Source organism: Staphylococcus sp. FSL W8-1268, from assembly GCF_038003965.1.
Lineage (GTDB): Bacteria > Bacillota > Bacilli > Staphylococcales > Staphylococcaceae > Staphylococcus > Staphylococcus hominis.
On sequence record NZ_JBBOQE010000001.1, the window covers coordinates 1,062,770 to 1,088,947 of the forward strand.

Here is a 26,178-nt window from a genome sequence, read left to right on the forward strand (position 1 = left end):
TAATGAGAAAGACTAAAATTGTATGTACTATAGGACCTGCTTCAGAGTCTGAGGAAATGTTAGAAAAATTAATGAATGCTGGAATGAACGTTGCGCGTTTAAATTTCTCTCATGGTAGTCATGAAGAACATAAAGCACGTATTGATTCAATTCGTAAAGTATCTAAAAAATTAGGTAAAACTATTGGTATTTTATTAGATACTAAAGGACCTGAAATTCGTACACATGATATGAAAGACGGCTTAATTGTACTTGAAAAAGGTAAAGAAGTTATTGTGAGTATGTCTCAAGTTGAAGGTACACCTGAGAAATTCTCAGTCACATATGAAGATTTAATTAATGATGTTCAAATTGGATCATACATTTTATTAGATGATGGTTTAGTAGAATTACAAGTTAAAGATATTGATAAAGATAAAGGCGAAGTTAAATGTGATATCTTAAACACTGGTGAATTAAAAAATAAAAAAGGTGTAAACTTACCTGGTGTTAAAGTAAACTTACCTGGTATCACTGATAAAGATGCTGCAGATATTAAATTTGGTATTAAAGAAGATATTGATTACATTGCAGCAAGCTTTGTACGTCGTCCTAGTGATGTATTAGATATTCGCGAAATTTTAGAACAAGAAAATAATGATAATATTACTATCTTCCCTAAAATTGAAAACCAAGAAGGTATTGATAATATCGAAGAAATTTTAGAAGTATCTGATGGTTTAATGGTTGCTCGTGGTGACATGGGTGTTGAAATTCCACCTGAATCTGTGCCAATCGTTCAAAAAGATTTAATTAGAAAATGTAATAAATTAGGAAAACCTGTTATTACTGCAACTCAAATGCTTGATTCAATGCAACGTAATCCACGTGCAACAAGAGCTGAAGCAAGTGACGTTGCTAATGCAATCTATGATGGTACAGATGCAGTTATGTTATCTGGTGAAACAGCTGCAGGACAATATCCTGAAGAAGCAGTTAAAACAATGAGAAATATTGCAATTTCAGCTGAAGCTGCTCAAGATTACAAAAAATTATTATCTGATCGTACTAAATTAGTAGAAACATCATTAGTAAATGCGATTGGTGTGTCTGTAGCACATACTGCTCTAAATTTAAATGTTAAAGCAATTGTAGCTGCAACTGAAAGTGGTTCAACAGCGATTACAATTTCTAAATATCGTCCACATTCAGATATTATTGCAGTAACACCTAGTGAACATACTGCAAGACAATTAGCACTAGTATGGGGTGCATATCCAGTTGTTAAAAAAGGACGTAAAACAACAGATGATTTATTAAATAATGCAGTAGCAACAGCTGTTGCTACTGAAAAAGTTGGTAATGGTGATTTAATTATCATTACTGCTGGCGTTCCAACTGGTGAAAAAGGTACGACTAATATGATGAAATTACATTTAGTAGGTGATGAAATTGCTAAAGGTCAAGGTGTTGGTCGTGGATCAACAACTGGTAAAACAGTGATTTCTAAAACTGCTAGTGATTTAGAAGGAAAAGACCTAAGTCAATCAATTATTGTGACTAATTCAATAGATGAAAGCTATGTTCCATATGTTGAAAAAGCTGCAGGTTTAATTACTGAAGAAAACGGTATAACATCACCAAGTGCAATCGTTGGGCTTGAACAAGGTATCCCAACTATTATTGGTGTTGAAAATGCAACGAAAGAATTGAAAAATGACTTATTAGTTACTGTTGATGCAAATCAAGGTAGAATTTTTGAAGGGTATGCAAATGTCCTTTAATTAAACAATTGTATAAGTATGTTTAAATAGAAAGCTAGAAGAGCGGGAATAACCACGTTACATGTTAATGGATAAAATTCTCGCTCTTTTTTATGTTATTTAAACATATTAGAAAAAAGTGGGAGAGAGCCGTATTCGTCGTCCCAACTTGCATTGAACGTAGATTTTCATTAAGAAAATCTCTATGTTGGGGATAGTAGTGTTGAAAAAGCTTGTTACAAGAGTATTTCAATTCAGACATCGACTGCATTAACATAAAAATGACTGGGACATTATTAATTGTTCCAGTCATTTTTCATATTGATATTTTAATGTTATTTTGCTACTTTTTTATATCTTAAATACATAATACCTAAAATAATAAACCAAATAGGTGTTAAGAAAATAGCGTTTCTTGTTGTTGCATTTACAAATAGTAAACAAAACACAAATAAGAAGAATGCTAAAATAATATAGGCCATATATTTTCCACCAGGAAGTTTGAATTTTGCTTTTTTATGTAATTCAGGATTTTTTCTATGATAATTAATATAAGCCCAAATAATTAAAGCCCACACGATAATAAATAATACTGTTGAAATTGTTGTAACATATGTAAATACTAGCGTTGCATTTGGAAAAATATAGTTTAATAATGCTGTCACCAATAATAACGCAGATGATACAATAATTGCGATATGTGGTACACCTTGCTTGTTAGTACTTTTAAATATAGAAGGCGCTTGTTTTTGTTCAGATAATCCAAATAACATACGACTATTTGAGAAGATACCACTATTACAAGATGAAGCAGCAGCAGTTAAAACTACAAAGTTAATTAATCCAGCTGCAAATGGAATACCAATTAATGAGAACAATCTAACAAATGGGCTCTCATTTGGATCCACTTTGTCCCAAGGAATAATAGACATAATGACTGCTAAAGCACCTACATAGAAAATTAAAATTCTAATCGGTACTGCATCTATAGCTTTAGGTATTGTTTTTTCTGGATTTTTAGTTTCACCAGCAGTTACCCCAATCATTTCAATACCAACAAATGAGAATAAAGCCATTTGGAATGACATAAAGAAACCAGAAGTTCCATTGGTAAAAATACCATGTTTATAAAGATTAGTTAAACTTGCATGTCCAAATTGAGTTTTATAAGCAAATAAAATCATTATTGCACCAATGACGATTAAAGCTATAATAGTTATAATTTTAATAATAGCAAACCAGAATTCTAATTCTCCAAATAATTTTGCACTTAATAAGTTAAAAACCATTAATATTAATACGCAAAATAAAGCAGTAATCCAGTTTGGTATAGTTGGAAACCAGAAACTAACATATTTGGCAACTGCAGTTACTTCTGCCATTCCCGTTATAATCCAGCATAACCAATATGTCCATCCAGTAACGAATCCTGCAAATGGTCCAATATACTCGTTTGTTACATCAGCAAATGATTTAAAACGAGTATTTTGAATAATGATTTCTCCAAGGCCTCTCATAAACATAAATAGCATGAATCCAATAATGATATAGGTTAATAGAATAGAAGGTCCAGTCATAGCTATAGTTTGACCTGCACCTAAGAATAATCCAGTTCCGATAGCGCCACCAAGAGCAATCAATTGTACATGACGATTACTTAATCCTCTTTGTAATTTTTCTTCTGCCATAAGACAACTCCCTTACATTTAATTAATATTAATTATGCACTTATATATTAAATTCGACAATTATTTTTCTAAATTTTTTCTAAAAATTTTATTAACATTGAGTTAATAAAAGATAATCATTATTGATAAATAATTAAAATATTCATTATTTTCACATAAGTCAACCTTGTCTTAATTCTTATAAATAGCTTTATAACAATTTTTATAATCATTATAATTAAAATTAATATATAAATAATTTACCAATGAAAATTTAAACCACATATATCATGATTCACAAAACTTATAATTTTAGATATACTATTTATGAAAGCCATTACATTATGTAAAAGAAAAGGGGAATTACTTATGGCAGAATTACAAAAAGGTTTAGAAGGGGTTATCGCAGCAGAAACTAAAATCAGTTCAATTATTGATAGTCAATTAACTTATTCAGGATATGATATTGATGATTTAGCTGAAAATGCTCAATTTGAAGAAATCATGTTCTTATTATGGAATTATAGATTACCAACACAAGAAGAACTTGAAGAATTAAAAGAGAAACTAAAACAATATATGACATTAAATCCAAGGGTATATAAGCATTTTGAAGAATATGCTACAGATGATGTACATCCAATGACTGCATTACGTACCTCTGTTTCTTATATTGCACACTTTGATCCAGATGCTGAAGAGGAAACAGATGAAAGTCGAAAAGATCGAGCTATTCGTATCCAAGCAAAGATTGCATCATTAGTTACAGCGTTTTCACGCGTACGAGAAGGAAAGGAACCTGTTAAGCCTAACTCTGATTTAAGCTATGCAGCAAACTTCTTGTATATGTTAAAAGGGGAATTGCCATCTGATACTGAAGTTGAAGCTTTTAATAAAGCTTTAATATTACATGCCGATCATGAACTCAATGCTTCAGCATTTACAGCAAGATGTGCAGTATCATCTCTATCTGATATGTATTCAGGTATTGTAGCAGCAATTGGTTCATTAAAAGGGCCTTTACATGGTGGAGCAAATGAACAAGTAATGAAAATGTTATCAGAAGTTAAATCACTTGATGAAGTAGATAATTATTTAGATAAGAAACTTGCTAACAAAGAAAAAATCATGGGATTCGGTCATCGAGTATATAAAGAGGGAGATCCACGTGCTAAGTACTTAAAAGAAATGAGTCGAAAAATAACTTCTGAAACCGGACATAACGAATTATATGAAATTTCTCTTGCAATTGAAAAGCGTATGCACGATGAAAAAGGCTTAATTCCAAATGTAGACTTCTTTAGTGCAACTGTTTATCATAGTATGGAAATTCCACACGATATTTTTACACCTATCTTTGCTGTGAGTCGTACTGCAGGATGGACCGCGCATATTTTAGAACAATATCGTGATAATCGAATTATTCGTCCGCGTGCAAAATATGTTGGAGAAACAAATCGTAAATATGTACCAGTTGAAGAAAGATAAAATATTTTAAAATTTAATTTATGGAGGCTTTTATAATGGCAGCTGAAAAAATTACTAGAGCAAATGATGAATTATTAAATGTACCTAATGAACCAATTATTCCATTTATTATTGGGGATGGTATCGGTCCTGATATTTGGAAAGCAGCTAGTCGTGTTGTTGATGCGGCGGTTGAAAAAGCATATAACGGTGAAAAGCGTATTGAGTGGAAAGAGGTATTAGCTGGTCAAAAAGCGTACGATGAAACTGGTGAATGGTTACCACAAGAAACTTTAGATACTATCAAAGAATACTTAATCGCAATTAAAGGACCATTAACTACACCAATTGGCGGAGGCATTCGTTCTTTAAATGTAGCATTAAGACAAGAACTAGATTTATTTACTTGTCTTCGTCCAGTACGTTGGTTTAAAGGTGTACCTTCACCAGTTAAACGTCCTCAAGATGTTGATATGGTTATCTTCCGTGAAAATACTGAGGATATTTATGCAGGAATTGAATTTAAAGAAGGAACAGAAGAAGTTAAAAAAGTTATTGACTTCTTACAAAATGAAATGGGTGCTACAAATATTCGTTTTCCCGAAACTTCTGGTATTGGTATTAAACCAGTTTCTAAAGAAGGGACTGAACGTTTAGTAAGATCTGCTATTCAATATGCAATTGATAATAATCGTAAATCAGTAACATTAGTTCACAAAGGTAATATTATGAAGTTTACAGAAGGATCATTTAAACAATGGGGTTATGATTTAGCTCATAATGAATTTTCTGATAAAGTATTTACTTGGCAACAATATGATGAAATTGCTGAAAAAGATGGTAAAGATGCTGCAAATGACGCACAACAAAAAGCTGAAAAAGATGGTAAAATTATTATTAAAGATTCAATAGCAGATATTTTCTTACAACAAATTTTAACACGTCCAGCAGAACATGATGTAGTAGCTACAATGAACTTAAATGGCGACTATATCTCAGATGCACTTGCTGCACAAGTAGGAGGAATCGGTATTGCTCCTGGTGCTAATATTAACTATGAGACAGGGCATGCTATTTTTGAAGCAACACATGGTACAGCACCAAAGTATGCTAACTTAAATAAAGTGAATCCATCATCTGAATTATTAAGTTCTGTATTAATGTTAGAACATTTAGGATGGCAAGAAGCGGCTGATAAAATTACTGATGCTATTGAAGCTACAATTGCTTCTAAAATTGTAACATATGATTTTGCTCGTTTAATGGACGGGGCTACTGAAGTATCAACTTCAGAATTTGCCGATGAACTTATTAAAAACTTAAAATAAACATAATATTTATTTTGATAAAACAGTCTAAGATGGATTTTGATGTCTTAGACTGTTTTTTTGTTCATTATTAATAAATATCATAGCAAGATTAACAAAAATATCCTTCACAAATAGAAAATATTAATTAAATGTTAAGTTTATGTAAATTCAATATGTTGTATGTTATTTTTATTTAAATTTCAGTTATAATAAAATTGAAATTGTTAATTCTATTTAGGGAGGCAAATCATGTCACAAAAAGTATTAGTGGTTGATGACGAGCAATCAATAGTAACGTTACTAAAATATAACTTAGAAACAGCAGGTTATATTGTAGATGTAGCGTATGATGGTGAAGAAGCACTCAAAAAAGTTAAAGAGGTTAAACCTGAACTGATTGTATTAGATGTCATGTTACCCAAAAAAGATGGAATAGAAGTATGTAAAACGATTCGATCTGATAAAAATCTTGTACCTATTTTAATGTTAACAGCTAAAGATGATGAGTTTGATCGTGTGTTAGGCTTAGAATTAGGTGCTGATGATTACATGACTAAACCATTCTCTCCAAGAGAAGTTGTAGCGAGAGTAAAAGCTATTTTAAGACGCTCTCAAATTGCTAATGAAGTCGTAAAAGATGACGTGGATGATGAAGATATTGTAATTGATAATATTAGAATTCGTCCTGAATTCTTTGAAGTCTATAGAGATGATACCTTGCTTGAACTTACACCTAAAGAATTTGAGTTACTACTTTATCTTATTGAACGTCAAGGACGCGTAATTACTAGAGAACATATGTTAAATTCAGTGTGGAATTACGAGTTTGCAGGAGATTCAAGAATTGTAGATGTTCATATTAGTCATTTAAGAGATAAATTAGAAGAAAATCCTAAACAACCTAAGTTGATAAAAACAGTGCGTGGATTGGGTTATAAATTAGAAAGACCTAAAGCTTAATGATTAAATTTCATCATAGATTATTACTTCTACTATGTACAATAACAATTATTAGTTTTATAGGTTTAGGTGCAATTCTTCATCATACGATTTATCAAATATTATCAGATACTCAAACTAGAGAATTAAATCATCTATCAGAAAATATCGTAAATTTAAATAATCGAAATAAACAAGCAGACATTCAGCGTATAGCACAAAATCAAAACTTGGTTGTTGAAATTTCTGAAAATGGACATGTGTTATATCAAACTGGTAATCAACATCAAATTAATCATACTATTGATAATGCAGCTAATCCTTCGAATATTATATATCATAAAAATAAGGATAAAGTGGATTACACATTTAAAAATACTGTAAGTAATAAAACAATATACATAAGTGGTATTAATACTGAAATTTTAGATTTACAAAAAAATATGTGGAAGTACTTATCATTAATTGGAATCATTGTGTTAATTGCTATTTATTTAGCTGTAAGAAGCATTAATCGCACCTATATAAGACCAATCAACGAAGTTACTTATGCGACATCTTTAATTGCAGATGGATATTATCATGTTAGAGTACCTGAAAGTAATGTGAAAGAAACAAAAGCATTATTTGTCACTACCAATGATTTAGCAAGACGATTGCAAAAATTAAATAATAAACAAAAAATGCAATCTAATCGTCTTAAAACAACATTAGAAAATATTCCTAGCTCGGTATTAATGATAGATAAGCAAGGTGAAATTGTTATTGCAAACCATGCTTATTACGAGGTATTCAAACCAGATAGTAAAGTCGAAAATAAAGATTATACTGTACATTTAGATAAAGAAATTCAACATCTTGTTATTGAAAGCTTTAAAACTGAAAAACCGTTGCATGAACAAATTGAGTTATACATTAATGATGTTCATCAAAAATATTTTGATGTTTCTTGTATTCCCATCTTAAGTAAAGCAAAAAAGAAACTTCAAGGTATGGTTGTAGTATTACATGATATCACTAATTTAAAAAAATTAGAAAATTTGAGACGTGAGTTTGTTGCAAATGTTTCACATGAACTTAAAACTCCAATTACTTCAATTAAAGGATTTGCAGAAACCTTAATTGAAGGTGCAAAGAATGATGAACAATCTCTTGAGGTGTTTTTAAATATTATTTTAAAAGAATCAAATCGTATAGAATCACTTGTCATGGATTTATTAGATTTATCTCATATTGAACAACAAACTGAGATTGAGACTACTTATGTTAATCTTTCAGATTTAGCACATAATACAATCCATAATCTACAAACTCAAGCTAAGTATAAAAACATCGCTATTAAATCTGAAATAGAAAATGATGTTATTATTGAAGCGCATGAAGGAAAGTTGTCTCAAGTTATCACAAATTTACTTTCAAATGCCATTAACTATTCGTACGAAAATAATAAAGTTATTGTTAGAGTTTACAGAGAAGATATAAAAGTTAATCTAGAAATCCAAGATTATGGCATTGGGATAGACAAAAAAGATCAAAAGCATATTTTTGAGAGATTTTATAGAGTAGATAAAGCAAGAAGTCGTGACTCTGGTGGAACAGGTTTAGGATTATCGATTACAAAACATATTGTAGAAGCACTTCACGGTACAATTATGGTCGAAAGTGAACTGAATAAAGGATCGCTATTTAGAGTCTCATTTATAGATAAAATCGAATAACTATTTTGTCCTACAATTTTAGGTCATCCACACTTTAAAATACTTTTTTATGCTTTTATAATTTTAAAGGGACCTAAACTTGTAGGACTTTATTTTTTGAAATTCGTAAAATATCGTTCAGTCGTTATGACCAAAGGTTTATGCTAAAATATAATTAAACTCATTCTGGAGGTTTAAAATTTGAATAAATTAGTGTTGATAGATGGCAATAGTTTAAGTTTTAGAGCTTTTTACGCATTGCCACTTTTATCTAATAAAGCAGGTATTCATACAAATGCGATTCTTGGGTTCGCCAAATTACTCGAAAAAATTATCAGAGAAGAACAACCTACACATTTCTTAGTAGCCTTTGACGCAGGTAAGACTACTTTTAGACATTCTAAATATAGTGAATACAAAGGTGGACGTCAAAAAACACCACCCGAATTAAGCGAACAATTTCCATATATTCGACAATTGTTAGATGCTTATCATATTAAACATTATGAATTAGAAAACTACGAAGCAGATGACATTATTGGTACGCTAAGTAAAGAAGCAGATCAAAATGATTTTGAAACTATTATTGTAACTGGAGATAGAGACTTAACACAGTTAGCAACTCAAAATGTGACTATTTATTATACTAAAAAAGGGGTCACAGACGTTGATCACTATACTCCAGAATTTATAGCAGAAAAATATAATGGTTTAAAACCAATACAAATTATTGATATGAAAGGTTTAATGGGAGATAGTTCAGACAATATACCCGGTGTAGCTGGAGTAGGAGAAAAAACAGCAATTAAACTTTTAAATCAATTTGATTCTGTAGAAGGTGTCTATGAGAATATTGATAAAGTATCTGGTAAAAAATTAAAAGAAAAGCTCGAACTTAGTCATGAAGATGCATTAATGAGTAAAGAGCTTGCTACAATTAATCGCTATAGTCCAATAGAAGTCACTTTAAATGATACTAAATTAAGTGATATCAAGGATAATCATGAAAAAATTGAACTTTTTAAGAAATTAGAATTTAAACAATTATTAGCAGATATAGATAATAAAGCATCTGAGTTTGAGCAAGAACAAAAACAAGTTTCTTTTGATATTTTACCTACTTTTGAATATGTTGATTTTAATCATCTTGATGAAGCAGTGATTCATTTCGAAATAGATGGTTCTAATTATTTAAAAGATGATATTTTAAAGTTTGGATTTTATGATAAAGAACGTTATATCGTAGTTGATGCAGATAATATTAAAGATTATCCAGAACTTATTAAATGGTTAGAAAATGAAAATTCTAAAAAGGTAGTTTATGATGCAAAGAAAACATTTGTTATAGCACACAGATTAAATATCAACATTCAAAATATCGTTTTTGATGCGATGTTAGCAAGCTACATTATTGATCCATCACGAACGATTGATGATGTCTATTCGGTTGTAACAAATTATCATCAAACGTATGTTAAAGAAGATGTCTCTATTTATGGGAAAGGTAAAAAGCGACAAGTTCCTGATACTGAAATTTTAAATACGCATATTGCATCTATTACTAAATCTATTGATGCTGTTAAACCGTTAATGGAAAAAGAACTAGAATCACATCAACAAATGAATTTACTAAAAGATTTAGAACTTCCGCTAGCACGTATTTTAAGTAAAATGGAAGAAATTGGTATTTATACAGATGTAAATGATTTACAACGCATGCAACAAGAATTACAAGAGAAGTTAGAATTGTTAGTTCAACGTATTCATGACGCAGCAGGTGAAGAATTTAACATTAATTCACCTAAACAACTCGGTGTGGTTTTATTTGAAACATTAAAACTACCTGTCATTAAAAAAACAAAAACTGGTTATTCTACAGCAGTCGATGTTTTAGAACAGTTACAGAATGAACATCCTATCATTAATGATATTTTGGAATATCGTCAATTAGCTAAATTACAATCTACTTATGTGGAAGGTTTACAAAAAGTCATTAGTAATGATAAGCGTATACACACTCGTTTTAATCAAACATTAGCACAAACTGGACGATTATCTTCAGTTGATCCTAATTTACAAAATATACCGATTCGACTTGAAGAAGGGCGTAAAATACGTAAAGCATTTAAACCTTCATCTGAAGACAGTGTTATTTTATCTGCAGATTATTCTCAAATTGAATTACGTGTCTTAGCGCATATTACACAAGATGACAGTTTAAAAGAAGCATTCATTCATGGACAGGACATTCATACTGCTACAGCACGAAAAGTATTTGGTGTTGAAGCGGAGGAAGTCACTGATTTAATGCGTAGACAAGCCAAAGCTGTAAATTTTGGAATCGTTTATGGTATTAGTGATTATGGCTTAAGTCAAAGCTTAAATATAACACGTAAAGAGGCAAAAATATTTATTGATGATTATTTAGCAAGTTTCCCTGGAGTTAAGCAATATATGAGTGACATTGTAAAGGATGCTAAAGCAAATGGCTATGTTGAAACATTATTGCATCGTAGACGTTATATTCCTGACATCACTAGTCGTAATTTTAATTTAAGAGGTTTTGCGGAACGTACAGCAATGAACACTCCAATTCAAGGAAGTGCAGCCGATATTATTAAACTTGCTATGGTTGAATTTGATAAGCAAGTTCAACATACGTCTTACAAAGCTAAATTACTTTTACAAGTACATGATGAATTAATATTTGAAGTGCCTAAGTCTGAAGTTGAAGAATTTAGTTTATTTGTTGAAGATATAATGGAGCATGCATTAGACTTAGATGTTCCATTAAAAGTAGACTCTAATTATGGTCCTACTTGGTATGATGCGAAATAGAAAGAGGAATGAATAATGCCAGAATTACCAGAAGTTGAACATGTTAAAAGGGGAATAGAACCTTTTATTGTAAATGCTACAATTAAAAATATTTCATTTTCTAAAAAAGTAATTGAAGGTAAAAGTCAGAATAAAGAAACGATTATCAAAGGAATGAATTTAGATGGTTTTCGTTTGAATTGCGAAGGCTATAAGATAATTAAAGTCGAACGAAGAAGTAAATATATTGTTTTTCATATTGAAAAACATAATCGTAAACGTGTGTTACTTAGTCATTTAGGTATGGCTGGTGGATTTTTCATTGTCAATCACCTATCTGAGATAGCAATTCCCAACTATCGTAAACATTGGCACGTGATTTTCCATTTAAATAATGGAAAAAAATTAGTGTTTTCAGATATACGTCGATTTGGTGAGATTAGAAACCTAAATTCATTTGAAGATTATCCTTCATTTTTAGAAATAGCGCCTGAGCCTTTTGACGAAGAAGCGTTACAACATTTTAATCACTATTTATCTCAAAAAAAAGTAGCCAATAAACCTATTAAACAGATGTTACTGGATCATAAAATCATAGCAGGATGTGGAAATATCTATGCTTGTGAAGCATTGTTTAGAGCAGGTATCCATCCTGCGAGAAAAGTAAAAGATACGTCTCATCAAGAAAGACAAATGCTCTTTTATTATGTACAAGAAGTTTTAAAAGAGGGTATTGATAATGGTGGAACAAGTATTTCAGATTATCGTCATGCTGACGGAAAAACTGGAAAAATGCAATTACATTTAAATGTATACAAACAAAAGACATGTAAAGTATGTGGCCATGATATTGAACAAAAAGTTATAGCATCTAGAAACAGTCATTTTTGTCCATATTGTCAGAAATAAATAAAGTGAGCGGTGATACAAATGCCTAAAGTAATTGGATTAACAGGTGGAATAGCTACCGGAAAGTCAACAGTTTCTAAATTATTATCAGAATATGGATTTAAAATTGTCGATGCAGATATAGCTTCAAGAAAAGCAGTAGAGAAAGGATCAACTGCTTTGGAACAAATAAAAGAAACGTTTGGTGACGAAGCAATCACAAGTGACGGAGAAATGAATCGACAATACATTGGAGAATTAGTATTTAATCATCCAGAAAAACGATTAGAACTTAATGAAATTATTCATCCTATTGTAAGAACGATTATGGAACAAGAAAAGCAACAGTATTTACAACAAGGGTATGATGTGATTATGGATATTCCGCTTCTGTTTGAGAATGATTTACAAAATACTGTGGATGAAGTCTGGCTGGTCTACACATCTGAAAGTGTACAAATTGAACGTTTAATGAAACGTAACAATTTAGACTTGGATCAAGCAAAAGCGAGAGTTCATAGTCAAATATCAATTGATAAAAAAAGCAGAATGGCTGATCATGTTATAGATAATTTAGGAAGTAAATCTGAATTAGAAACCCTTCTTAAACAACTATTGATTGAAAAAGGATACATTCATGAATAATATGAGAAAAAGAGTTTAGGACTTTATTTTTAGTCTTAAACTCTTTTTATTTATATAATAAATATATTAGTTATATAAACTTAAAATGTAAAAAATATTACATTATTTTTGGTAAACGCTTTCAATCGGAATCTATTATGTTATACTAATTTTATAAAGTATAACATATAAAACAAGGGGTGCTTTAAATGTCAACAAATATTGCAATTAATGGAATGGGTAGAATAGGAAGAATGGTTTTAAGAATTGCATTACATAATGAAAATTTTAATGTGGTTGCGATTAATGCAAGCTATCCACCTGAAACAATTGCACATCTAATTAACTATGATACAACGCATGGACGTTATGATAAAAAGGTAGAACCAATTGAGGATGGTATACGTGTTGATAACCATAACATTAAGTTAGTGTCAGATAGAAATCCTGAAAATTTACCATGGAAAGATTTAAATATAGATATCGTAATTGAAGCAACTGGAAAATTTAATCATGGTGATAAAGCAGTTGGACATATTCATGCTGGAGCTAAAAAAGTATTACTAACTGGCCCATCTAAAGGTGGAGAAGTCCAAATGATTGTTAAAGGGGTAAATGATGACAAATTAGATGTTGAAAAGTATGACATTTTCAGTAATGCTTCATGTACGACAAATTGTATAGGACCAGTTGCTAAAGTTTTAAATGATCAATTTGGTATTGTAAATGGATTAATGACTACTGTTCATGCAATTACTAATGATCAAAAAAATATTGATAATCCCCATAAAGATTTACGTAGAGCACGTTCATGTAATGAAAGTATTATTCCAACTTCTACTGGAGCAGCAAAAGCATTGAAAGAAGTTTTACCAGAACTAGAAGGTAAACTTCATGGGTTAGCTTTACGTGTGCCTACAAAAAATGTTTCTTTAGTTGATTTAGTTGTAGATTTAGAAAAACCGGTAACTGTTGACGAAATTAATAATGCATTTCGTCATTCAGATTTAGATGGTGTTTTAGAAGTAGAAAATGCACCTTTAGTATCTGTCGATTTCAATACAAATCCACATTCAGCTATTATCGATGCTGAGAATACAATTGTAATGGATGATCATAAGGTGAAAGTGATTGCTTGGTATGATAATGAATGGGGTTATTCTAATAGAGTAGTAGAAGTAGCTGAAATGATTGGTGAACAACTAGTAGAAAAGTCTACCGTGACTGCAGTTTAAGCTTTTAATAAGTAAAAGATTGTTAATTTTAGAGTTGATATTCTAATATAATGTCATTGATTTTATAGATTAAAAAATTATAAAACATTAAATAATTTTTTTAATGAGTCATATGTAGGAAAGTGAAAAAAGAATTTATATTGAATTCTATTTCACTTTCCTTTTTATATTTTATTATAGGTTTAGACAGCTAAGTTGTATCAATTTATTATCAATACATATGAGTTCTTTTGTCATAAATCGTTTTTATAGTATAATGAAGCATAATCTATTCAAGAGGGTGACAGATATGAAATGCCCAAAATGTAGTGCCACACATTCACGCGTGGTAGATTCAAGACATGCTGATGAAGCTAACGCAATACGTAGAAGACGTGAATGTGAGAATTGTGGGACAAGATTTACAACATTTGAACATATTGAAGTGAGTCCACTTATTGTGGTCAAAAAAGATGGCACACGTGAACAATTTTTAAGAGAAAAAATATTAAATGGTCTTGTAAGATCTTGTGAAAAAAGACCAGTTAGATATCAACAATTGGAAGACATTACTAATAAAGTAGAATGGCAATTACGCGATAAAGGTCATACAGAAATTTCATCTAGAGATATAGGTGAATATGTAATGAATTTGCTCATGCATGTAGATCAAGTCTCTTATGTACGATTTGCGTCAGTATATAAAGAGTTTAAAGATGTGGATCAATTACTAGCATCGATGCAAGGTATTTTGGATGATAACAAACGGAGTGATTCATAAATGAGTTTTAAATCTTATGAGTATGGTTTAAGTCCACACGATGGATTTAAAGTATATCGACATTTTTTCTTTAATCATCAACAATTAGAGATATTAAATCGATTGTACATACCGTTAATTGGCTTTAAAGCTATTGGTGTATATCATTTCATGAACCAATTTATCGATGAAGTTGAAGATACTATTCTCACACATTACACTATCATGAATGAGCTTAAAATAAATTTATTAGAATTCCGTGAATATATGGATTTACTTGAAGGCATTGGGTTAATTAAAACATTTGTAAAACATGATAGTAATCAGTCATTGTTTATATATGAATTGATTCAACCTCCAACGGCATACCAATTTTTTAATGATCCAATGTTATCTATATACCTATACAATGAAGTTGATAATCGAAGATATAAAGATTTAAAAGCGTATTTTGAAAAAGATGAACCAGATTTAAAAGAATTTCAGCAAGTAACGCGCAAATTTACTGATGTATTCAAAGTTCCACATAAAAATATATCTATTGATGCTTCAACAATTCAAAAGGAAAATCATTCAGCTACTATAGATTTAGATAATGAATCATTTGACTTTGATATGTTGAGAGATATGTTACAACATCATTTTATAAGTGGAGAAATTATTACTAAAGAGGCAAAACAATTAATTTTACAATTGGCTACTTTATATGGGTTAACGCCTACTTCTATGAAACGAATCATTCTTAACTCTATCACACAAAATCAAACGTTATCATTTGAAGAGATGAGAAAACAAGCAAGGTCTCATTACTTAATTGAGCATCAACAACAGCTTCCTAAGTTACAAACTAAAGCTAATCCTTCTAATTATTTAGAACAATCACAGCGTCCAAATGAGACTACTGATGATATAAAGGAAAGTGATAGTTGGTTTAAGTTATTAGAAAACACAAGTCCTATTGATATGTTAGCGTCTTGGTCTGAATCAGAACCAACTTTACAACAAAAAAGAATGGTAGAAGAGTTAATAGAGCGTGAAAAATTGTCATTTGGTGTAATTAATATTTTATTACAATTTGTAATGCTTAAGAATGAAATGAAACTTCCTAAATCCTATATATTTGAAATCGCTTCAAATTGGAAAAAGTTAGGTATTAAAACTGCACAACAAGCATATGATTATGCGCTGAAAACAAATCAACAAATCAATGATAGTATAACTAAAAAAACAAAACGTCAATATAAACAACGTGACGTTGCATCAATAGAAAAAACACCAAAATGGTTAAAAGATAAAAACCAACAAGATGAAAAACCAAACAATAATGATGCGCAATTTGAAAAAGATAGAGAAGCGTTTCGTGCTCAATTAGAACAAGATTGGGAGGATTAGATGAAACCATTTAGTAAACTTATAAAAAATCAAGATAATTTAAACAAAAGAATTGCTAAAATAAAACATCAAGTCATTAATGATTCTGATGTTAAACAATTTTTAAATCAACACCAGTCAGAACTTACTAATGAAATGATTGATAAAGATTTAAATGTACTTCAAGAATATAAAGATCAACAAAAACACTACGATGGTCACGATTATGCACACTGTCCAAACTTTGTTAAAGGTCATATTCCAGAATTATATATAGAAAATGAGCGTATTAAAGTTCGTTATCGATTATGTCCTTGCAAAATTAAATACGATGAAGAACGTTTAAGTTCACAACTCATTACTGCTCATCACATGCAACGAGATACGTTAAATGCAAAAGTTAAAGATATCTATACTAACGATAGAAGTCGACTTGAAATAGCTATGGAAGTTAACGATATTTGTAAAAAGTTAGTTAACGGTGAACGCGTTAAGGGTCTTTATATACATGGCCCTTTTGGAACAGGCAAATCTTTTATTTTAGGAGCTATCGCAAACCAGCTTAAGTCAAAACATGTGCCATCTACAATAGTATATTTACCTGAATACATTCGTATACTAAAAGGTGGTTTTAAAGATGGGAGTTATAATGAAAAGTTAGAGCGTATACGAGAAGCAAATATATTAATGTTAGATGATATCGGAGCTGAGGATGTCACAACATGGGTAAGGGATGAGGTGATAGGTCCCTTATTACATTATCGTATGGTTCATGAATTACCAACATTCTTTAGTTCAAATCTAAATTTGGAAGAATTAGAACATCATTTATCTATATCAAACAAAGGGGCAGAAATAACGAAAGCTGCTCGAATTATCGAACGTATCAAAAGTTTAGCAAATGAATTTTATTTAGATGGAAAAAATTTACGAAATAATTGAAATTTACAATGTGTGATGTATAATAAAGATAAATCTAAATCGTTGAAATAAATGAAGATATGATAATTTAATCTCTATCATACAGCAAGCCAACAATTGATGAGAATTTGGTTGATATATTAAATTATTACTCCTTCATATTTAGATGCTGGTAATCAGTATCCGGCTCAAGACCGTTATCTTATGAAGAGATATCTAGAATAATCTAGATAACTAGGGTGGTACCGCGACGAACTCGTCCCTTTTATAGGGAGGAGTTTTTTTATTTTCTTCAGCGATCATAGAATAAAATTTATGGAGGGTTTCGATATGGAACAAATTAATATTAAATTTCCAGATGGCAATTCAAAATCATTTGATAAAGGAACTACTACAGAAGACATTGCACAATCAATTAGTCCTGGACTTCGAAAAAAAGCAGTAGCAGGAAAATTTAATAATCAACTCGTTGATTTAACTCGTCCACTTGAAGAAGATGGGGCAATTGAAATTGTTACACCTGGTAGTGATGAAGCTCTAGAGGTATTACGTCATTCAACTGCTCATTTAATGGCTCAAGCATTAAAACGAATTTATGGAGATGTTAAATTCGGTGTTGGTCCAGTGATTGAAGGCGGTTTTTACTACGACTTTGACATGGATGAAAAAGTATCATCAGATGACTTTGAAAAAATCGAAAAAACAATGAAACAAATTGTTAACGAAAATTATAAAATTGAACGTAAAGTGGTTTCTCGTAAAGAAGCAAAAGATTTCTTTAAAGATGATCCATATAAATTAGAATTAATAGATGCAATTCCTGAAGATGAGAATGTAACATTATATACTCAAGGTGAATTTACAGATTTATGCCGTGGTGTTCATGTGCCATCAACTTCAAAAATTAAAGAATTTAAACTTCTTTCTACTGCAGGTGCATATTGGCGTGGGGATAGCGACAATAAAATGTTACAACGTATATATGGTACTGCTTTCTTTGATAAAAAAGATTTAAAAGCACATTTAGACATGTTAGAGGAACGTCGTGAACGTGATCATCGTCGTATTGGTAAAGATTTAGAATTATTTACAAATAATCAACTTGTTGGTGCTGGTCTTCCACTATGGTTACCAAATGGTGCAACAATTCGCCGTGAAATTGAACGTTATATTGTAGATAAGGAAGTAAGCATGGGATATGATCATGTATATACCCCAGTTCTAGCTAACGTTGAACTTTATAAAACTTCAGGTCATTGGGATCACTATAGAGATGATATGTTCCCACCAATGAAATTAGATGAAACTGAAGAAATGGTATTACGTCCAATGAACTGTCCACATCATATGATGGTTTATAATAATAAACCACATTCTTATCGTGAATTACCAATTCGTATTGCTGAATTAGGTACTATGCATAGATATGAAGCAAGTGGTGCAGTATCAGGCTTACAACGTGTAAGAGGTATGACTTTAAATGATTCTCATATCTTTGTACGTCCTGACCAAATTAAAGATGAATTCAAACGCGTTGTTCATATGATACAAGATGTTTATGAAGACTTTGGTTTTGAAGATTACACATTCAGATTAAGTTACAGAGATCCTGAAGATAAAGAAAAATATATGGACGATGATGACATGTGGAATAAAGCTGAGTCTATGCTTAAAGAAGCAGTAGATGAAATGGGCTTACCATATGTTGAAGCTATTGGAGAAGCAGCATTCTATGGTCCTAAATTAGATGTTCAAGTTAAAACTGCAATGGGTAAAGAAGAAACCCTTTCAACTGCACAACTTGATTTCTTACTACCTGAACGATTTGATCTTTCTTATATTGGTAGTGATGGTGAAAATCACCGACCTGTTGTTATTCATCGTGGCGTAGTTTCAACTATGGAACGTTTTGTAGCTTTCTTAACTGAAGAAACTAAAGGTGCTTTCCCAACATGGTTAGCTCCAAAACAAGTTGAGATTATTCCAGTAAATGTAGATTTACATTACGACTATGCGAGAAATTTACAAGATGAATTAAAATCTCAAGGTGTTCGTGTAGAAATTGATGATCGTAACGAAAAAATGGGCTATAAAATTCGAGAGGCACAAATGCAAAAAATTCCTTATCAAATTGTAGTAGGAGATAAAGAAGTTGAAAACAACGAAGTAAATGTTCGTAAGTATGGCTCACAAGATCAAGAAACAATAGAAAGAGATGAATTTATCTGGAACTTAGTAGATGAAATTCGTCTAAAAAGACGTAGATAGTCTTGATAAAATAATATCCTTAATGTATATTACAAAGTAGTTAAATAAAAATGAGTTAGAGGTTGCATCTTTAAAAAGTAATACTTCAGAAGTTGATATGGAACGTATGTTGAAAGTATGAAAGGTAAAGATGCCGAAACAAATGATAACCATACTTATGATTTGTTGGGACAGTTATCGAATAGAAACTGTACTGTCACAGTTTGTGATGTGCTACCGACATAGATTAAGTAATGGGTGCATATCTTAACGGTATGTACCTATTTTTTAATTTGTAATTTGATTTACATATCATTTATAAAAATTAAATATGTTAATTATCTTCACATAACAAATAAATACTTAGCTAACCTCTACATTAAGAAAGGGAGCTTATATGAGTAAAGTTGAAAATCAAGATAGCGGTATGAAGAGAGGGTTAAAAGATCGTCATATCTCTATGATTGCAATGGGAGGCTGTATTGGTACAGGCCTATTTATGACATCAGGTGGTGCTATTCACGATGCTGGTGCATTAGGTGCGCTTATTGCATATGCAATTATTGGAGCTATGGTATTCTTTTTAATGACTTCTTTAGGAGAAATGGCTACGTATTTACCTGTTTCAGGTTCATTTAGTACCTATGCAACACGATTTGTAGATCCATCATTAGGATTCGCATTAGGTTGGAACTATTGGTTTAACTGGGTAATTACTGTAGCGGCAGATGTAACTATTGCAGCGCAAGTCATTCAGTATTGGACACCTATGGCAGGGATACCAGCATGGGTATGGAGTTGTATCTTTATAGTTATTATTTTCGCATTAAACTCTTTATCTGTAAGAGTATATGGTGAAAGTGAATATTGGTTTGCACTTATAAAAGTGATTACAGTAATTATTTTTATAATTATTGGTATTTTAACTATATTAGGAATTATGGGTGGACATTTTGTAGGATTTGAAACATTTACTAAAGGTGATGGGCCAATCCTAGGTGGAAATCTTGGCGGTAGTTTACTTTCAATCCTAGGTGTATTCTTAGTTGCTGGTTTCTCATTCCAAGGTACTGAATTAATAGGTATTACTGCTGGAGAATCTGAGAATCCAGAACGTGCTGTCCCAAAAGCAATTAAACAAGTTTTTTGGAGAATATTATTATTTTACATCTTAGCCATCTTTGTTATTGGTATGTTAATTCCTTATAATAGTAATGCTTTAATGGGTGGAGATAACGATGTTGCAACATCTCCATTTACGCTTGTCTTTAAAAATGCAGGCTTAGCATTTGCTGCTTCATTTATGAATGCAGTTATTTTAACTTCAGTATTATCAGCTGGTAATTCAGGGATGTATGCATCAACACGTATGTTATATTCAATGAGTAAAGATAAATTAGCATTCGCTTCGTTTGGTAAAACGAATAAACACGGCGTGCCATATTTATCATTGATTGCTACTGGTGTACTTGTAGTCGTTATTTTCTTAGTACAAAAATTAAGCGGAAATGCTTATGAATACATTGTAGCTGCCAGTGGTATGACAGGCTTTATTGCTTGGGTAGGTATTGCAGTAAGTCACTATCGCTTTAGACGAGCATTTAATGTTCAACATCATCGTAAATCAGAATTGAAATATAAAGCGAAATGGTTCCCATTCGGTCCAATATTTGCAGGTATATTGTGTGTGATTGTGATTGTTGGACAAGATGTGGATTTCATTAAAACAGGGCACTTTGATCTTAATCGATTTATTATTACGTATATGGGTATTCCAGTATTTTTAGTATTCTTTATTTATCATAAATTAAGATATAAAACTAAAAAAATACCTCTTGAAGAAGTTGATTTAAGCCAAGATGTCTCAATGAATGAAGTAAAACATCACTAATTTCAAAAAACAATTGACATGCTTAATAAAACTTGATATGATTAGTATCGTTGATTACGAAACGAACCAAGTAGAAACACCCGTTTCTCACCTGTAGCGACGCAAAAAGCTGTTGGCAGGTTAATCATGTCACACAATTATTGTGTATGAGTGAAGAGCGGGCAAATATTGTCCGCTCTTTTTGCTTGGGAAAATTTCGTAAAATTTTGGGAGGTGTCAACCATAGCAAAAAATCAAACGCAAGTTAACGAAAAAATTCGCGCAAAAGAATTACGTTTAATTGGCCAAAATGGTGACCAAATTGGTGTTAAATCTAAAAGAGAAGCTCTTGAGATGGCTGAAAGAGTTGAATTAGATTTAGTAGTTGTTGCACCAAATGCTAAACCACCTGTTGCAAGAATTATGGATTATGGTAAATATAAATTCGAACAACAGAAAAAAGAAAAAGAAATGAAGAAAAAACAAAAAGTTATCAATGTTAAAGAAATTCGTTTAAGTCCAACTATTGAGGAACACGATTTCCAAACTAAGTTAAAAAATGGACGTAAATTCTTAACTAAAGGTGACAAATGTAAAGTTTCTATTCGTTTCAGAGGTCGTGCAATTACACACAAAGAAATTGGTCAACGTGTTTTAGAAAAATTTGCAGACGAATGTAAAGATATTGCCACTGTTGAACAAAAACCTAAAATGGAAGGGCGCCAAATGTTTATTATGTTAGCGCCTGTAAACGAAAAATAATTTACTTTTATTAGGAGGAAATGAATCATGCCAAAAATGAAAACTCACCGTGGAGCAGCTAAACGTGTTAAAAGAACTGGTTCAGGTCAATTAAAACGTTCTAGAGCTTTCACATCTCACTTATTTGCAAATAAAAATACTAAACAAAAACGTAAATTACGTAAAGCTAAACTAGTATCTAAAAGCGATATGAAACGCGTAAAACAATTATTAGCTTACAAAAAATAATTAATATTACTTTCGAACGATGATAAAGCGATATATTTAAGGAGGAATTTAACATGCCACGAGTTAAAGGTGGAACAGTAACAAGAGCACGTCGTAAAAAAACGATTAAATTAGCTAAAGGTTACTTCGGTTCAAAACATACATTATATAAAGTAGCAAAACAACAAGTGATGAAATCAGGTCAATACGCATTCCGTGACCGTCGTCAACGTAAACGTGATTTCCGTAAATTATGGATTACACGTATTAATGCAGCTGCACGTCAACATGACATCAGCTATTCTCGTTTAATGAACGGCTTGAAAAAGGCTGACATTAACATTAACCGTAAAATGCTTTCTGAAATTGCTATTTCAGACGATAAAGCTTTCGGTGAATTAGTATCAAAAGCTAAAGATGCTTTAAAATAATTCATATTTAAAAGCCAATAAGGTAACTATAAAACCTTATTGGCTTTTTTTATTTACTTTTATTCATCAAATATTCTTTAATAGAATTATGATAAGTAAACGAACCAGTTAAATATCATTGTGATTTAAATCATTGGTTTGTTAAACTATTAAAAAAGAATATTAATTTCAAGGAGTTAACTATGTCTAAATTTGATGAACAAATCATCGTCGTATCAAGAGAATTATTATTTAATAATGAAAAAAATGCATTTAATGGATTCTTATCGAAAAACGATGGTCAAGGTGAAGAAATATTTAATACGTTTAAAAATTATGAAGTAAAAAGACGTGGAGATATGGAAGAAGATCCATCTTATAAACAACTTATTTCATATTGTCTTTTAGAAAATGAAAATGATGAAATCTTAGTATATCAACGTTTAAGTGGTGGCGGAGAAGAACGCTTACACGGACAGTCTTCAGTGGGTGTTGGTGGACATATGAATAATGTTGTTGGCGCCGATTCAATTAATGAAGTTTTAAGAGTGAATGCACAAAGAGAACTTAATGAAGAAGTAGGATTATCTGAAGATAGATCTCAAAATATAGAATATATTGGTTTTATTAATGATGATACTAATGCGGTAGGTAAAGTTCATATAGGTGTTGTTTTCAAAATTAAGGTGAAATCTAGTGATGTAGAAGTTAGAGAAACCGACACTTTAAAAATTAATTGGGTATCACAAGATGAAATAAATGATTTAAATCATTTTGAATCATGGAGTGCGTTAATTTTAAAAGATTTAAAATAAAGGGGGCTCAATATGTCTGATATTATCCCTTTTCCTCAATCAAAGCAAAAATTATATCATAATATTTTAAATGCACAACAACAAAATAAATATAAAGAAATGTATCAATTGTTTGATATATATGAAGCCTCATTCGAATTAGATAATCAATTATCTTTGATTAAATGTGACATGTTAAATGAATTAGGGTTATATTTAGAATTAAGAGAAGAAGCAATTATTTTCTTAAAAAAAGGTATACCTCATTACGACGAACTGATTATTTTCTATATTAAAGCATTAATAGGTTTAAATCAGAATTATGAAGCAATTGAAGTCATTAATCAAATCATTAACGAAGTGAAAGAACATAAAACTAGAATGGCACTCTTTCCATTAAAAGAATATGCACAATCTAAATTAGATGAAGACAAGAAACTTTCTAGTCAATTATTATCAGAATTTACTAGTTTAGATTTAAATCGTCAAACTAAATTAATGATTAAACTCATTGATAACGGACATTATGAATTCAGAAAGACGGTTGCTTTTTTATTATCTAATCAAGTAGAATCTTATAATTTGAAAAGTCTCATGCTTGAGTATTTACGTTTTTCAAATTATGATAGTGAAATAAAAATTGAGAAGTATGGTTATGAAGTCAACATCTTACCTACAACATTAAAAGGTTTAGAACACACAGATATGAAAACTACTGTTATTCCCAAAGTTCTCGATAGATTAGAAAATGGAGCTTTGAATATACAAAATGAAGCTCAGTATGTGATGAATAATCATTCAATAAAACTATATCCACTTGATATATTTTCACTTTTTAATGAAGAAGATTGGATAATAGCTTATGATGTTTATTTTAAGTCAATGATTGGTATAGAAGTAAGTGAAGCAAATCAAGAATTATTAGCATTAATTTATCAGTTAGATAATTAAATGTGAGCAAATCATTTTAGTTTACTTAAATGATTCTGTAAAGTTGAATTATTATTTAAAATCGCCTATAAAACATTGTTTGTGTCCATATTGGACCTATGATATAATAGGGAAGTTGAAAAAATTAAAAATGTAAGCATGGAGGTATTTATACATGACAGCAACTTGGGAAAAAAAAGAAGGTAACGAAGGTTTATTAAAAGTTACTGTTCCAGCAGAAAAGGTAAATAAAGCATTAGATCAAGCATTTAAAAAAGTGGTTAAACAAATTAACGTGCCTGGTTTCCGTAAAGGTAAAGTGCCTCGTCCAATTTTCGAACAACGTTTTGGCGTTGAAGCATTATATCAAGATGCAGTAGATATTCTTTTACCTGAAGCTTATGGTGAAGCTATTGAAGAAACTAAAATCAATCCAGTCGCTCAACCTGAAATTAATGTAACTCAAATTGAAAAAGGTAAAGATTTCGAATTTGAAGCAACAGTGACTGTTGAACCTGAAGTTAAATTAGGAGATTATAAAGGTCTTGAAATTGAAAAACAAGATTCTGAATTAACTGATAAGGATTTACAAGATGCAATTGATCATAGTTTAGGTCATTTAGCTGATATGTTAGTTAAAGAAGATGGTGCAGTTGAAGAAGGAGACACTGTAAATATTGACTTTGATGGTTATGTAGATGGCGAACAATTTGAAGGTGGCCAAGCTGATGGTTATGATTTAGAAATTGGTTCAGGTTCATTTATTCCAGGATTTGAAGATCAATTAGTAGGCGTTAAAACTGGAGAAGAAAAAGATGTTGTTGTAACATTCCCAGAAGAATATCACGCTGAAGAATTAGCTGGTAAAGAAGCTACATTCAAAACTAAAGTAAATGAAATTAAATACAAAGAAGTACCCGAATTAACTGATGAAATTGCAAATGAATTAGATTCAGATGCTAATTCAGTAGATGAGTATAAAGAAAACTTACGCAAACGTTTATCAGAAGAAAAAGCACAAGATGCTGAAAATGTGGAAAAAGAAGAAGCAATTAATAAAGCAACTGAAAATACAACAATTGATATTCCACAAGCTATGATTGACACTGAATTAGATCGTATGGTTCAAGAATTTGGTCAAAGAATCCAACAACAAGGTTTAGACTTACAAACTTACTTCCAAATTTCTGGTCAAGATGAATCTCAATTAAGAGAACAAATGAAAGACGATGCAGAGCAACGTGTTAAAACAAACTTAACATTATCAGCAATTGCAGATGAAGAAAATATCGAAGTCACAGATGAAGATATTGATAAAGAATTAGAAAAAATGAGCAGTCAATTTAATATCTCAGTAGAAGATATTAAACAAACTCTTGGTAATACTGATATCATTAAAAATGATGTACGTATTCAAAAAGTAATTGATTTATTAAGAGACAATGCTAAATATGTTGATTCAGCTAAAGACGATAAAAAAGAAGACAAATAATAAACTTTTAAATTGATATAAAGTTTAAAAAATAAGTAGCAGGTGCATC

Annotated in this window: 21 protein-coding genes, 1 riboswitch and 1 other annotated feature; of the genes, 20 read left to right on the forward strand and 1 reads right to left on the reverse strand. The window is 30.8% G+C overall.

What is annotated here, in order from left to right; translation table 11 throughout:
- Positions 1-2 precede the first annotated feature (2 nt).
- The gene (gene pyk, locus NST64_RS05475; RefSeq protein WP_002448942.1) at positions 3-1,763 is read left to right on the forward strand and encodes a pyruvate kinase; all 1,761 of its coding nucleotides are present in this window, start codon (positions 3-5) and stop codon (positions 1,761-1,763) included.
- Positions 1,764-2,077: 314 nt separating this feature from the next.
- Here the strand turns inward: pyk and NST64_RS05480 are convergent, their stop codons facing one another.
- On the reverse strand, positions 2,078-3,430 hold the full coding sequence (locus NST64_RS05480; RefSeq protein WP_002449012.1) for an amino acid permease: 1,353 nt from the start codon (positions 3,428-3,430) through the stop codon (positions 2,078-2,080).
- 348 nt (positions 3,431-3,778) lie between these two features.
- On the opposite strand from NST64_RS05480, the gene NST64_RS05485 reads away from it, so the two are divergent.
- The 19 genes from NST64_RS05485 (at position 3,779) to tig (ending at position 26,129) form a co-directional block, all read left to right on the forward strand.
- Complete coding sequence (locus tag NST64_RS05485; RefSeq protein WP_049418483.1) at positions 3,779-4,897, forward strand: citrate synthase; 1,119 nt, start codon at positions 3,779-3,781, stop codon at positions 4,895-4,897.
- A gap of 35 nt (positions 4,898-4,932) precedes the next feature.
- Complete coding sequence (gene icd / locus NST64_RS05490) at positions 4,933-6,204, forward strand: NADP-dependent isocitrate dehydrogenase (protein ID WP_002448978.1); 1,272 nt, start codon at positions 4,933-4,935, stop codon at positions 6,202-6,204.
- A gap of 231 nt (positions 6,205-6,435) precedes the next feature.
- Entirely contained in the window at positions 6,436-7,146 is a 711-nt protein-coding gene (locus NST64_RS05495; RefSeq protein ID WP_002448933.1) for a response regulator transcription factor, read from the forward strand.
- Positions 7,146-8,843 carry a two-component system histidine kinase PnpS gene (gene pnpS / locus NST64_RS05500; protein WP_002448928.1) on the forward strand — a complete coding sequence of 566 codons (1,698 nt, stop codon included), beginning with the start codon at positions 7,146-7,148 and terminating at the stop codon, positions 8,841-8,843. Before NST64_RS05495 ends, pnpS begins: the two co-directional genes overlap by 1 nt.
- A 180-nt stretch (positions 8,844-9,023) precedes the next feature.
- Positions 9,024-11,660: a DNA polymerase I gene (gene polA / locus NST64_RS05505; protein ID WP_049335961.1), complete on the forward strand. Its 2,637-nt coding sequence runs from the start codon at positions 9,024-9,026 to the stop codon at positions 11,658-11,660.
- A 15-nt stretch (positions 11,661-11,675) separates the two neighbouring features.
- The gene (gene mutM, locus NST64_RS05510) at positions 11,676-12,548 is read left to right on the forward strand and encodes a bifunctional DNA-formamidopyrimidine glycosylase/DNA-(apurinic or apyrimidinic site) lyase (RefSeq protein WP_049418481.1); all 873 of its coding nucleotides are present in this window, start codon (positions 11,676-11,678) and stop codon (positions 12,546-12,548) included.
- A gap of 21 nt (positions 12,549-12,569) precedes the next feature.
- A complete protein-coding gene (gene coaE / locus NST64_RS05515) occupies positions 12,570-13,172 on the forward strand; it encodes a dephospho-CoA kinase (protein WP_107632404.1) in 603 nt (200 codons plus the stop codon).
- Positions 13,173-13,360: 188 nt separating this feature from the next.
- On the forward strand, positions 13,361-14,386 hold the full coding sequence (gap, locus tag NST64_RS05520; protein ID WP_002448943.1) for a type I glyceraldehyde-3-phosphate dehydrogenase: 1,026 nt from the start codon (positions 13,361-13,363) through the stop codon (positions 14,384-14,386).
- A 289-nt stretch (positions 14,387-14,675) separates the two neighbouring features.
- Positions 14,676-15,146, forward strand: a complete 471-nt coding sequence (gene nrdR, locus NST64_RS05525; protein WP_002448939.1) for a transcriptional regulator NrdR — start codon at positions 14,676-14,678, stop codon at positions 15,144-15,146.
- Positions 15,147-16,517, forward strand: a complete 1,371-nt coding sequence (locus NST64_RS05530; RefSeq protein ID WP_049437856.1) for a replication initiation and membrane attachment family protein — start codon at positions 15,147-15,149, stop codon at positions 16,515-16,517.
- Positions 16,518-17,438 (forward strand): primosomal protein DnaI, encoded by a 921-nt coding sequence (gene dnaI / locus NST64_RS05535; protein ID WP_019835439.1) that lies wholly within the window; start codon positions 16,518-16,520, stop codon positions 17,436-17,438.
- A 309-nt stretch (positions 17,439-17,747) separates the two neighbouring features.
- Complete coding sequence (thrS, locus tag NST64_RS05540; RefSeq protein ID WP_049418475.1) at positions 17,748-19,685, forward strand: threonine--tRNA ligase; 1,938 nt, start codon at positions 17,748-17,750, stop codon at positions 19,683-19,685.
- 48 nt (positions 19,686-19,733) lie between these two features.
- Positions 19,734-19,909: riboswitch (Lysine riboswitch) on the forward strand.
- Positions 19,910-20,061: 152 nt separating this feature from the next.
- Positions 20,062-21,555 (forward strand): amino acid permease, encoded by a 1,494-nt coding sequence (locus tag NST64_RS05545; RefSeq protein ID WP_002448996.1) that lies wholly within the window; start codon positions 20,062-20,064, stop codon positions 21,553-21,555.
- Between the two features lie 62 nt (positions 21,556-21,617).
- Positions 21,618-21,745 (forward strand) — a sequence feature (ribosomal protein L20 leader region).
- Between the two features lie 23 nt (positions 21,746-21,768).
- Positions 21,769-22,296, forward strand: coding sequence for a translation initiation factor IF-3 (gene infC, locus NST64_RS05550; protein ID WP_002448994.1), 528 nt, complete (start codon positions 21,769-21,771; stop codon positions 22,294-22,296).
- Between the two features lie 27 nt (positions 22,297-22,323).
- Positions 22,324-22,524, forward strand: coding sequence for a 50S ribosomal protein L35 (rpmI, locus tag NST64_RS05555; RefSeq protein ID WP_002448990.1), 201 nt, complete (start codon positions 22,324-22,326; stop codon positions 22,522-22,524).
- A 53-nt stretch (positions 22,525-22,577) separates the two neighbouring features.
- Complete coding sequence (gene rplT / locus NST64_RS05560; protein WP_002448983.1) at positions 22,578-22,934, forward strand: 50S ribosomal protein L20; 357 nt, start codon at positions 22,578-22,580, stop codon at positions 22,932-22,934.
- A 182-nt stretch (positions 22,935-23,116) separates the two neighbouring features.
- Positions 23,117-23,728 carry an NUDIX domain-containing protein gene (locus NST64_RS05565; protein WP_002448986.1) on the forward strand — a complete coding sequence of 204 codons (612 nt, stop codon included), beginning with the start codon at positions 23,117-23,119 and terminating at the stop codon, positions 23,726-23,728.
- A 12-nt stretch (positions 23,729-23,740) separates the two neighbouring features.
- On the forward strand, positions 23,741-24,658 hold the full coding sequence (locus tag NST64_RS05570; protein ID WP_002448991.1) for a hypothetical protein: 918 nt from the start codon (positions 23,741-23,743) through the stop codon (positions 24,656-24,658).
- A gap of 154 nt (positions 24,659-24,812) precedes the next feature.
- Positions 24,813-26,129, forward strand: coding sequence for a trigger factor (gene tig / locus NST64_RS05575; RefSeq protein WP_340731101.1), 1,317 nt, complete (start codon positions 24,813-24,815; stop codon positions 26,127-26,129).
- The last annotated feature ends 49 nt before the right edge of the window (positions 26,130-26,178 follow it).